Raw genomic sequence first — 12,203 nt, forward strand, 5'->3', positions numbered from 1 at the left:
TAGTAGACGAAAAAGACGAGGTTTTGGCTTCGTCTTTTTCATTATTTAATTTTATGCAGATGCGAAGAAGAATTAGTTACTTATCCTTAATTTTGGTATTTACCTTACTATCTTTCACAGTGTGGAAGAAAGAGAAAATCACAGTGTACATTATTGGCGATTCTACGGCGGCCAATAAACAACCAAAGGCTTTCCCAGAAACTGGATGGGGAATGGAATTACAACCCTTTTTTGATTTGGAAGTTAAAGTAGATAATAGAGCTTTAAATGGAAGAAGTACCAAATCTTTTATCAATGAAAAAAGATGGGAAGCCATTTTAACGACCTTAAAAGAAGGTGATTTTGTACTAATCGAGTTTGGTCATAACGACGAAAAGATAGAGAAACCTGAAGTTGGAACATCACTAATCGAATTTAAAACCAACTTGATTAAATACATTCAAGAAACTCAGGCGAAAAAAGCAAATCCGATTTTACTAACACCAATTGCTCGTCGTAATTTTAAAAATGGAGTTTTAACAGATACGCATAAAGGTTATCCAGATGTAGTGCGAAAACTGGCAGATTCATTGCATATTCCACTAATTGACATGCAACGCAAAACAGAAAAACTATTGACTGGCTTAGGCGATGAACCTTCAAAAAAACTATTCAATTATGTAGATTCTGGTCATGTGAATTATCCGACAGGAAAAAAAGACGATACGCATTTAAGTCCAGATGGAGCAAAAGTTGTAGCTGGTTTGGTTGCCGAAGGAATTAAAGAAATTAAAACGGATTTGGCTAAACATCTTATCAAAAAATAATATTGTCATTCAGAGCGTTAGCGAAGAATCTAATAATACTATATATTAATGAAAGCACTTCTTAAATTATCAATCATTTCGCTTATTGCACTTTTCGCTTTTCAACCAGCTAAAAAACCAGTTAATATCTTTTTAATAGGAGATTCTACAGTAGCAGATTACACTTTAGATTCTGGTTACTTAGAAAAGAAATTTCCTTTAAATGGTTGGGGACAAGTTTTTCAATCCTTTTTTAGAAAAGATAGCTTAGTAAAAGTTAAAAATATCATCCACTCAGATAGTGTATTAATTATAGATAAAGCCAAAGGCGGAAGAAGTACACGTACTTTTTTTGAAGAAGGTCGTTGGGCGGAAGTCTATAAAACCTTGAAAAAAGACGATATTGTAATGATGCAATTTGGACATAATGATGCTGCGGTAGATAAACCTGAACGTTATGTAAACATTACAGGGTACAAAGAATATTTAAGGTTGTATGTAAACCAAACAAGAGAGAAAGGCGCAATTCCCATCATCATTACTCCTGTAAATAGAAATTATCCTTGGAAAGATGGAAAATTGAGTAATGTGCATGGCGAATATCCAAATGCTGCGAAAGAAGTAGCAAAAGAATTAAATGTAAAACTGATAGATTTAACACAACTTTCTATCGATGCATTTACAGTGAAAGGGCAGGCATATGTAACCTCAAAATATTTCATGAACTTTGATAAAGGACTTTATCCGGGTTATCCTGATGGGCAAAAAGACAATACACATTTTCAGAAAGAAGGAGCTATTGCAGTCGCTCAGTTGGTTTTTAGTGCGATGAAAAAATTATAGTATGAAAAGAGGGTTGTTGATATTGTTTTATTGTTCAATTGTTATATTGTTGAATTGCTCAATTGCGAGTGCGGCTAGTCTCACATCTCACATCTCATATCTTAAGTCTCAATACGATATTACTGTTGCACAGGATGGAACTGGAAATTACAAAACAGTTCAGGAAGCGATTAATGCAGTACCCGACTTTAGAAAAGTAACCACTACTATTTTTATTAAGAATGGAGTTTATAAAGAGAAATTAAATCTTTCTGCTTCTAAACAATTCGTTAAAATGATTGGTGAAAGTGCAGAAAAAACCATTTTAACATTTGATGATTGGGCACAACGAAAAAATGCTTTTGGTGAAGAGAAAGGAACATCTGGCTCTGCGAGTTTTTATATTTATGGTTCACAATTCTCAGCAGAAAATATAACTTTTCAAAACACGGCTGGCCCTGTCGGACAAGCAGTTGCCTTATTTGTAGCTGGAGATAAAGCCAAGTTTATCAATTGTAGAATGTTAGGTTTCCAGGATACTTTGTATACCTATGGTTATGCTAGTCGACAATATTATTACAAATGTTATATAGAAGGTACGGTAGATTTTATTTTCGGTTCATCCACCGCTGTGTTTGATGAGTGCGAAATATTCTGTAAAAGTGCAGGTTATATTACTGCATCATCATCACCAGATACCTCGAAATATGGATATGTTTTTCTAAATAGTAAAATTTTAGGCGATGTTCCAGCAAATTCCTATTATTTAGGCAGGCCTTGGCGTCCATACGCGAAAGCTGTTTTTATCAATTGTGATTTGGGTAAAATAATTAAAGCAGAGGGCTGGGACAATTGGGGGAAAGAAAGCAATGAAAAAACTGCTTTTTATGCGGAATATAATAGTACAGGATCTGGTGCAAATCCTAAAGCTCGTGTAGCTTGGTCGCATCAATTAAATGAGATTACAGTACGAGAATATACGTTAGATAAGATTTTTAACGGTTGGAATCCTAAAGAGATGGCCGCTGATGCGCAGATTAAAAAATGATATTAAATAATCTGCCAATCTGCGGCAAAAATTATTACACATGAAAACATACATTTTTATATTTTTCCTCTTCATTACATTATCCGCCAATGCGCAAACTTATCCTAAATCTTTTACAGTGGCAAAAGATGGTAGCGGCGATTTTAAAACCATTCAAGAAGCGGTAAATGCAGTACGAGATTTGTCGGATGTACAAGTGCCAATTTATATTAAAAATGGAGTTTATAAGGAGAAACTAGTTATTCCATCTCAAAAATCTAAAATTTCATTAATTGGCGAAAACAAAGACCAAACCATCATCACTTTCGATGATTATTCTGGAAAAAATGGAATTAATACGTACACATCTCATACTGTTTTAGTACAAGGAAATGATTTTAAAGCAGAAAATATAACATTCGAAAATTCTGCCGGTCCAGTCGGGCAAGCTGTAGCATTACATGTGGAAGCAGATCGTGTTGTGATTAAAAACTGTAAAATTTTAGGTAATCAGGATACACTTTTCCCATCTGCAGATACCAGCAGGCAATATTATGTGGATTGTTACATTGAGGGTACAACCGATTTTATATTTGGTGCTGCAACTGTAGTTTTTGAACGTTGCCATATTCATAGCAAGAAAAATTCGTACATCACAGCGGCATCAACTACGCAAGCTCAACCGTTTGGTTTTGTGTTTTTAGATTGTAAACTTACAGCTGATCCAGCGTTTCAAAAGGTATATCTGGGTAGACCTTGGAGACCGTATGCAAAAACGGTTTTTATCCGCACTGAAATGGGCGCTCATATTTTACCAGAGGGATGGCATGTTTGGAATGAGAATAAAAATCACGAAACTACTTTTTACGCAGAATACGGCTCTTTCGGGCCTGGTTTTGTGAAAGAAAGTAGAGTAAGTTGGTCTAAACAGCTCACTAAAAAAGAAGCAAAACAATATACGTTAGCAAATATTTTTAAAGGAAATATAGCTTGGATTCCTGTTAAGTAATTTTAATAAATGAAGAAATTAATCACCATTTTAATCACTTGTTCTACACTAATTGTTAGTGCTCAAAACACAATTTCAAAAACTTGGGTGCCAGATTTAGGCAATGGAAAGTATAAAAACCCAGTATTGGATGTAGATTATTCAGATCCAGATGCAGTACGAGTTGGTGATGATTTCTATTTGGTAGCTTCTAGTTTTGATGCTGTTCCGGGGTTGCCAATTTTGCATTCTAAAGATTTAGTAAACTGGACAATCATCGGCCATGCCCTAAAAAGGCAACCACCTTTTGAGCATTTTGCTAAAACCCAACATGGCAATGGAGTTTGGGCACCTGCAATCCGTTTCCACAATGGAGAATTTTATATCTATTATCCTGATCCAGATTTTGGAATTTACTTAACCAAGGCTAAAAATGCTGCAGGGCCATGGTCTGAACCTATTTTAGTGGAAGCAGGAAAAGGTTTAATAGATCCTTGTCCACTTTGGGATGAAGATGGAAAAGTGTATTTAGTTCATGCTTACGCAGGCAGTAGAGCAGGAATTAAAAGTATTATCGTTGTTAAGAAAATGAATACTGCAGGTGATAAAGTGATTGAGGAGGGTAAATTGGTATATGATGGACATGAATTAGATCCAACACTTGAAGGCCCTAAATTTTATAAACGTAATGGTTTCTACTACATTTTTGCACCTGCTGGCGGAGTAAGCACTGGCTGGCAATTGGTATTACGTTCAAAAAATATGTACGGTCCGTATGAGCGCAAAGTAGTCATGGATCAAGGGAAATCTCCAATAAACGGCCCACATCAAGGTGCTTGGGTTAATACGCCATCAGGCGAAGATTGGTTTTTGCATTTTCAAGATAAAAATGCATATGGTAGAGTTGTGCATTTACAGCCTATGAAATGGATAAATAACTGGCCTGTAATTGGTATTGATGCAGATGGTGATGGAATTGGTGAGCCAGTTTTAACGTATAAAAAACCATCAATTACAAAACCTGTGGCAATAAGTACACCAGCAGAAAGTGATGAATTTAATGACGTAAATTTAGGTTTACAATGGCAATGGCAAGCTAATCCTTCTGCTACTTGGTCTTTTTTAAATCCAGCAAAAGGTTCGTTGCGATTGTATTCCGTTAAAATTCCTGATAGCGCTAAAAATTATTGGGAAGTACCTAATTTACTTTTACAGAAATTCCCGACAGAAAAATTTACAGCAGTTACAAAATTAACTTTCGCACCAAATATCAAACTCGAAAATGAAAAAGCTGGATTAATTGTAGCTGGTTTAAGTTATGCTAATCTAGCTGTTAAAAGCAAAAAAGAGGGACTTTATTTGGTTTACACTACTTGCAAAGCAGCAGATAAAGGTAAGCTAGAGAAAGAAGAAACATTAATTAAATTAAATTCTTCAACTATTTATTTGAGCGTAACGGTAAGTGAAGGAGCGAAATGTCAGTTCAGTTATAGTTTGGATGGAGATAAATTCACTAATATAAATGATGTTTTTCAGGCTGAACCTGGTAAATGGATAGGCGCTAAAGTTGGCTTATTCTGCGTTAGAGAACAACAAACTAACGATGCTGGTTATGCAGATTTTGACTGGTTTAGAATAGAGAAGTAATAAGTTGTAAGTTTTAGGTTATAAGTTCGTTTACTAATACTCCAGACGTACAACTTACTACGTATAACTTAAAACTCAAGAAACGGTAACGATTGCATAGTTATTTTCAGTCATTTTGTTTTATTCCTGTTTAAAACTATGTAGACTTGTTAGTATAAAGCCCATAAACCAATATAAATTGTAGTTACGAACATGAAAAAAATAGGTTACACTATCTTCGCTTTCCTCATATTTAATGCCTCATTTTTTGCTAATGCCCAATCGGGTGTTAAAACCATTTATTCATTTGATAATCTTCCAGTTATTGCTAAAACTTCATTTAAAACAGATACGTTTACTATTGTAAAATATGGTGCTAAAAGCGATGGTTTAACTTTAAATACGAAAGCTATTAATGATGCTATTATCGCTTGCAATAAAAAAGGTGGAGGTGTAGTTTTAATTCCAAAAGGATTATGGTTAAGTGGTCCGATTGAATTAAAAAGCAATGTAAATTTACATCTCCAAAAAAATGCCATTCTTCAGTTTACTAAAGATTTTGATCAATACCCGTTAGTAGCCAGTAATTGGGAAGGTTTGCCGCAAATGCGAAATCAATCGCCTTTATGGGCTACAAACCAACAAAACATTGCCATTACAGGTTTCGGAATTATTGATGGTGCTGGTGAGGCTTGGCGTATGGTTAAAAAAGATAAACTAACCGAAAGTCAGTGGAAAAAATTAACAGCATCTGGTGGTCTAACAAGCGAGGATAAAAAAACGTGGTATCCTTCAGAAAAAACCTTTAATGGTGCTAAATTGAAAAACCCAGGAGAAATTACTTCAGATAAAACGCCAGAATTTTATACATCAATTAAAGATTTTTTACGTCCAAATTTATTGGTGCTTACTTCCTGCAAAAAAATATTACTAGAAGGAGTTACTTTTCAAAACTCACCTGCTTGGAATCTTCATCCACTAATGTGTGAAGATTTAACCGTTAGAAATGTATATGTTAAAAACCCTTGGTATGCACAAAATGGGGATGGAATTGATATCGAATCGTGTAAAAATGTATTGATTGAAGGAAGTACTTTTGATGTAGGCGATGATGGAATTTGCATTAAATCTGGTCGTGATGCTGCAGGTAGAAAACGAGGAATGCCCACCGAAAATGTAATTATTCGCAATAGCACAGTTTATCACGCACATGGTGGATTTGTAATTGGAAGTGAAATGTCTGGAGGAGCGAGAAATATCTTTGTATCCGATTGTTCATTTATTGGAACCGATATCGGTCTTCGCTTTAAAACAACTCGCGGTAGAGGTGGAGTAGTAGAGAAAATCTTCGTTAAAAATATCAATATGAAAGATATTGTGGGTGAAGCAGTTTTGTTTGATATGTATTACGCTGCGGTAGATCCTGTACCTTTAACTGGTGAGAAAAGAGATGCGCCTAAAATTCAATTATTGCCTGTAACTGAAGAAACTCCTGTTTTTAAAGATTTTCACATCAGTAATATGGTGTGTGATGGCGCTGCGAAAGCAATTTTTATTAGAGGTTTACCAGAATTGAGCATTAGCAACATCACCATTGATAATTTTAGTGTTAAAGCTACGGAAGGCATTGATATTCAGGAAGCTAAAAACATAAGTTTAAGTCAAATAAATTTAGTAGTTGATAAAGCAAATCCATTAATTAATATCCAAAATGGAAATAATATCAACTTTACGACTATAAATTATAATACAGCACAATTACTTTTCCGCATTAGCGGAGATAGAAACAGCGCTATTAAAACTTCAGGCTTAGATGCTTCAAAAGCGACGAATAAAACCGAATTTTTAGCAGGAGCAACAGAAAAATCAGTACAGATTAACAAATAGTATGAGAGCATCCATTTTTAAGTATTTAAGCATAGCAACTTTCGTAGGTCTAACTGTACAAGTTAAGGCACAAGACAATTTATCACAATACATGGCAAGTACAGTGATGGAAATTTGGAAAGATTCGTTAAATCTTGACCCATCAAATCCGAAACCTGTAAAATGGGCATACGATCAAGGTGTAATTTTGGAAGGAATAAATGGCATTTGGAAAAGAACTGGGAATGGCGAATATTTTAAGTACATGCAAAAAAGCATGGATTTTTTCGTGACTAAAGACGGAATAATTAATCGTTACAAACAAGCAGATTATAATATTGATAACATCAAAAATGGCCGTTCACTCCTAACTTTATACAAAGTAACTGGTCAGCAAAAATATTTTAAAGCAGCAACTTTATTATGGGATCAATTGCAACAACAGCCGCGTACAAAAGAAGGTGGGTTTTGGCACAAGAAAGTTTATCCAAATCAGATGTGGTTAGATGGTTTGTATATGGGCGAACCTTTTTATGCAGAATATGCAGCGCTGATTAAAAATGAAAAGGCATTTGATGATATCGCCAATCAGTTTATATGGATGGAAAAAAACTCTAGGGATGCTAAAACTGGTTTATTGTATCATGGTTGGGATGAATCAAAAACTGAACAATGGGCAAATAAAATTACGGGTAAATCTCCAAATTTTTGGGGTAGAGCAATGGGCTGGTACGGAATGGCATTAGTTGATGTGTTAGATAATTTTCCTAAAAATCATCCTAAACGTGCAGCATTATTAGCTATTTTAAATCGCTTTGCGATGGCTGTGCAAAAAGTACAAGATCAAAAATCTGGTTTATGGTACGATATTTTAGATCAGCCAAATGGCAAAGGCAATTATCATGAAGCATCTGCATCGAGCATGTTTGTTTACGCGTTTGCAAAAGCTGTGCGTATGGGTTATTTGTCTTCGTCGTATTTCGCAGTGGCGGATAAAGGATATAAAGGCATTAAGACCAAATTTATTAGACGTACAGCAGGTGGTAAACTTAATTTAAGCGGAACAGTTAGTGTATCTGGTTTAGGTGGAAAACCTTATCGCGATGGTAGTTATGCATATTATATGAGTGAAGAAGTAATCGACAATGATCCGAAAGGAGTTGGCGCATTTTTATTGGCCGCTAATGAAATGGAAATTGCAGCATTACCAAAACCTGGCTTGGGTAAAACGGTAACCTTAGATTCTTATTTCAATAATGAAACTAAAGCAGATCAAAGCAACAACACAATTTCTTGGCATTACAAATGGGAAGAATTAGCAAATGGCGGTTTTTCTTTTTGGGGAGATCAGTTCAATAACGCAGGTTTTAAAACCAATACGTTATATCAAGCGCCAACCGTGGCAAACTTAAAAAACTCATCAGTTTATATTATTGTAGATCCTGATTTTGAGAAGGAAAATCCAAAGCCAAATTTTGTAGCAAGCGCCCATATTAAGGCAATTACCGAATGGGTAAAAGCTGGTGGTGTTTTGGTATTGATGGCTAACGATGCACCAAATTGTGAATTAGATCATTTTAATGAATTAGCAATAAAATTTGGCGTACAATTTAATAAGGATAGTAAGGGAACGGTTCCAGTGTCATCTAATTTTGAAACTGCGAAAGTTGTTGTTCCTACTGGAAATGAAATTTTTAAAAACTCAACCAATCTTTTTATTAAAGAATATAGCAGTTTAAAGCTTTCAGGCAATGCAAAATCGATTTTAAAAGATAAAGATGGCGATAATGTAATGTCGGTTACTACATATGGAAAAGGTACAGTGTATGTAATTGGCGATCCTTGGTTATACAATGAGTATGTGGATGGTAGAAAATTGCCAGCAAGCTATGATAATTTAAAAGCAGCAGCTGATTTAGTGAATTGGTTGGCGAAACAAGTGAAATAGTCCGAAAGTCAGAGGTTAGAAAGTTATTGCGTACTAAATCGTCATTGCGAGGTACGAAGCAATCTTAAAGCGATAGAAAATGAAGAATAAAATAATAGTAATTTATGCATTCATTTGCATGAGTTTTTGTTCGTGTGCAACTGCGCAAACTGGTCAATCTTCTGGTAAAACAGATTCGATAGCAGAGAGAATGTTGATTTACCAATTGAGTAATGGTGCTTGGCCAAAACAGTTAGAAGGTGGAAGCGTAGTAAAATATGAAACTCCAATAGACGAAGCTTTGATGGCTAAAATTAAAGCTACAACAGAAAAACATGCTACGATCGATAACAGAGCAACGAGCAGAGAGATTAATGCCTTAGTAAAAGCCTATAAAACAACAAGCAACAAAACGTATTTACAAGCAGCACAAAAGGGTATAGATTATCTTTTAAAAGCTCAATATGCAAATGGTGGTTGGCCGCAATATTATCCTGATAAGAGCATTTATAGAGCAGAAATAACCTATAATGATGATGCAATAGTAAATGTGCTTAACATTATGCAAAATATTGCTACACAAACAAATGATTTTGAAGTAGTCGATAAAACGTATATTAGCAAAGCTGAAGACGCCGTTAAAAGAGGAGTGGATTGTATTTTAAAAACTCAGGTTTTACAAAACGGAAAACCAACGATTTGGGCTGCGCAATACGATCAAAATACATTGAAACCAGCTAAAGCTAGAAATTTTGAACCTGCATCTTTAAGTACATCAGAATCTGTTGGAATTGTTCGGTTTTTAATGCGACTTAAAACTCCATCAGCCGAAGTTAAAAATGCAATTACAAATGCAGTTGCTTGGTTTGAAGCTACAAAAATTGTTGGCTTTAAATTCGAAAAAAAGGCAGATGGAGATAGAGGTTTAATAGCTGATGCGACTTCTATAATTTGGGCTAGATTTTACGATTTTCAAACCAATAAACCCATATTTGGCGATAGAGACAATTCGATAAAAGACAATGTAGCCGATATTAGTTTTGAACGTAGAAATGGTTATTCTTGGTACGGTGCATGGCCCAATAATCTTATTAGTAAAGAATATCCCAAATGGTTAAAAGCTAATCCATAAGCTTTTTATAAAATGCTAAGAAATCAATTATGATTAAAAATTTAGCCATTTTCATTTTCTCTCAATTCTTCATTTGCACTGCTTTTGCTCAAAAATCGAATATACTCGATTGGAAAACAGATGTAAGTTTAAACACTTATCTCGTTCAGCAAATGCATTCGCAATACGATGCAAGAAGAATAGCATTTAATAAAGCAATAACTTCCAAAACAAATACGATTGCGTATATACAATCTGTAAAACAAAAAATTAAAACAGTTTTAGGAACATTACCTCAAAAAGCAAGTTTAAACCCACAAATAACTGGAGCAATTCAAAAATCAGATTATCGCATTGAGAAAATTGTTTACCAGAGTTTTAAAAACCATCATGTAACTGCTAATCTTTATATCCCGGCAGGAAAAGGAAAATTCCCAGCTGTTTTGCTTTTTTGTGGACATGAAGATTTAGCTAAAGCAACTGAATCGTATCAACAAACGGCTATTCTTTTTGCTAAAAATGGTTTTGTGGTTTTTGTAATTGATCCAATTTCTCAAAGCGAAAGAGTTCAATTAACAGACGAAACAGGAAAAACGCTTACTCGTGGCTCAACCACTGAGCATACCTTGTTAAATCTATCCTCAAATTTTTTAGGTACTTCTGTTGCGGTCTATGAATTATTAGATAATGTTTGTGGATTGGATTATTTGGAAACTAGACCAGAAATTGATAAAACCAAAATTGGATGCATTGGAAATAGTGGCGGCGCCATGCAAGCTATTTATTTTGCAGGTTTTGATGATCGGGTGAAAATTATTGCGCCATGTAGTTATTTAGCAAGTAGAGAACGAACTTTAGAAATGACAGGTGCCGCAGATGGTTGTGCGCAAATTCCAGGAGAAGGAAGTGCGCACTTAGAAATGAGCGATTATTTAATCGCGGCTGCTCCAAAACCAATGTTAGTTTTAGCAGGGCGATATGATTTTATAGACTACACTGGAACACTGCAATCTGTTGAAGAACTCAAGAAAGTTTATAAAAGTTTAGCATCGCCTGAAAAATTATCGCTTTTTACTTATGATGATGGTCATGGAATTTCGAAACCTAAGCGAGAGGCTGCAGTACAATGGTTTAGAAAATGGTTTTATAACGATGCAAAGCCAATTCAGGAAGGAAATTTAGAAACCTTAACGGATAAGGATTTATTTGCTAGTGCAAAAGGAAAAGTAAATACAAGTTATTCTGATGAAGTAACTATTGCTCAAAGAAACATTCAGTTATTTAAAGAAAAAGCTGAACAGAGAAAATTATTTGGACAACAACCTATTGATCAAATAAGAAAAAAAATCAAAGAATTACTAGGGATAACATCAACTAGCGAAAAAATAGAAGTAGAAAAAGTTGGAAAAGGGAAAATTGGTCATTTTGATACTGAGTTTGATAAAATTATTCTCCGTAAAAAGAATGAAGTTCCGTTGCCAATTCGTATTTACTATCCTTCAGCTAAAGCTAAAAAAATAGTAATTTGGATAAGCGATGATACGAAGAAACGAGATAGTATTATTTCTCAATCTTTATCTGAAAAAAGCGAAGAAATTATAATTGCAGTTGATCTTCGTGGAACTGGAGAAACCACAGATAAACCAGAATTAAATGATCCTAAATATTTTAATAAAGAATATCGCAATGCGATATTAGCATTACATATAGGAAAACCACTTTTGGGGCAAAGAATGCAAGATGTTTTAACTGTAACTGAGTTTATAAATTCCAATTTAGAACTGAACGAATTACCCATCGAAATCAATGCTATCGGATTAGTCGGTTTGCCAGCTTTGCATGCTGGGTTTTTCAACCCTAAAATTGCTAAAATCAATTTATACCAATGTATTTCAACTTATCAGGATATTTTAAATCAGCTTTTGACAAAAGATCGTTACGGAGCTGTAATTAATAATGTGTTGAGTTATTATGACATTCCAAATTTGGCAGATTGGGTGGGCGCAGAAAAAGTAAAGTTTAATCCTTAAATAAACGTTATTTCTACTCAC

9 protein-coding genes are annotated in these 12,203 nt (G+C 34.6%); all 9 read left to right on the top strand.

Features of this window, described 5'->3' with window-relative positions:
• Window positions 1-59: 59 nt before the first annotated feature.
• The 9 genes from GM921_RS03370 to GM921_RS03410 all read left to right on the top strand — a co-directional run bounded on the left by GM921_RS03370 (window position 60) and on the right by GM921_RS03410 (window position 12,182).
• On the top strand, window positions 60-806 hold the full coding sequence (locus tag GM921_RS03370) for a rhamnogalacturonan acetylesterase (RefSeq protein WP_235969767.1): 747 nt from the start codon (window positions 60-62) through the stop codon (window positions 804-806).
• 48 nt (window positions 807-854) lie between these two features.
• A complete protein-coding gene (locus GM921_RS03375; RefSeq protein WP_182921203.1) occupies window positions 855-1,628 on the top strand; it encodes a rhamnogalacturonan acetylesterase in 774 nt (257 codons plus the stop codon).
• A 49-nt stretch (window positions 1,629-1,677) separates the two neighbouring features.
• Window positions 1,678-2,655, top strand: a complete 978-nt coding sequence (locus GM921_RS03380) for a pectinesterase family protein (RefSeq protein WP_235969768.1) — start codon at window positions 1,678-1,680, stop codon at window positions 2,653-2,655.
• Between the two features lie 40 nt (window positions 2,656-2,695).
• The gene (locus GM921_RS03385; RefSeq protein ID WP_182921205.1) at window positions 2,696-3,643 is read left to right on the top strand and encodes a pectinesterase family protein; all 948 of its coding nucleotides are present in this window, start codon (window positions 2,696-2,698) and stop codon (window positions 3,641-3,643) included.
• 9 nt (window positions 3,644-3,652) lie between these two features.
• Complete coding sequence (locus GM921_RS03390; RefSeq protein ID WP_182921206.1) at window positions 3,653-5,269, top strand: glycoside hydrolase family 43 protein; 1,617 nt, start codon at window positions 3,653-3,655, stop codon at window positions 5,267-5,269.
• Between the two features lie 192 nt (window positions 5,270-5,461).
• Window positions 5,462-7,135: a glycoside hydrolase family 28 protein gene (locus GM921_RS03395; protein WP_182921207.1), complete on the top strand. Its 1,674-nt coding sequence runs from the start codon at window positions 5,462-5,464 to the stop codon at window positions 7,133-7,135.
• Between the two features lies 1 nt (window position 7,136).
• Window positions 7,137-9,062 (top strand): glycoside hydrolase family 88 protein, encoded by a 1,926-nt coding sequence (locus GM921_RS03400; RefSeq protein WP_182921208.1) that lies wholly within the window; start codon window positions 7,137-7,139, stop codon window positions 9,060-9,062.
• 79 nt (window positions 9,063-9,141) lie between these two features.
• Complete coding sequence (gene pelA, locus GM921_RS03405; protein ID WP_182921209.1) at window positions 9,142-10,173, top strand: pectate lyase; 1,032 nt, start codon at window positions 9,142-9,144, stop codon at window positions 10,171-10,173.
• Window positions 10,174-10,202: 29 nt separating this feature from the next.
• Entirely contained in the window at window positions 10,203-12,182 is a 1,980-nt protein-coding gene (locus GM921_RS03410; protein WP_182921210.1) for an alpha/beta hydrolase family protein, read from the top strand.
• Window positions 12,183-12,203: the final 21 nt, after the last annotated feature.

Origin of the sequence: Pedobacter planticolens, assembly GCF_014172375.1 — a bacterium.
GTDB classification, from domain to species: domain Bacteria; phylum Bacteroidota; class Bacteroidia; order Sphingobacteriales; family Sphingobacteriaceae; genus Pedobacter; species Pedobacter planticolens.

Bases quoted from the DNA above. Each gene is read 5' to 3' on its own strand.
- GM921_RS03370 (WP_235969767.1), top strand. From the start codon at position 60: ATGCGAAGAAGAATTAGTTACTTATCCTTAATTTTGGTATTTACCTTA.
- GM921_RS03375 (WP_182921203.1), top strand. From the start codon at position 855: ATGAAAGCACTTCTTAAATTATCAATCATTTCGCTTATTGCACTTTTC.
- GM921_RS03385 (WP_182921205.1), top strand. From the start codon at position 2,696: ATGAAAACATACATTTTTATATTTTTCCTCTTCATTACATTATCCGCC.
- GM921_RS03390 (WP_182921206.1), top strand. From the start codon at position 3,653: ATGAAGAAATTAATCACCATTTTAATCACTTGTTCTACACTAATTGTT.
- GM921_RS03395 (WP_182921207.1), top strand. From the start codon at position 5,462: ATGAAAAAAATAGGTTACACTATCTTCGCTTTCCTCATATTTAATGCC.
- GM921_RS03400 (WP_182921208.1), top strand. From the start codon at position 7,137: ATGAGAGCATCCATTTTTAAGTATTTAAGCATAGCAACTTTCGTAGGT.
- pelA (WP_182921209.1), top strand. From the start codon at position 9,142: ATGAAGAATAAAATAATAGTAATTTATGCATTCATTTGCATGAGTTTT.
- GM921_RS03410 (WP_182921210.1), top strand. From the start codon at position 10,203: ATGATTAAAAATTTAGCCATTTTCATTTTCTCTCAATTCTTCATTTGC.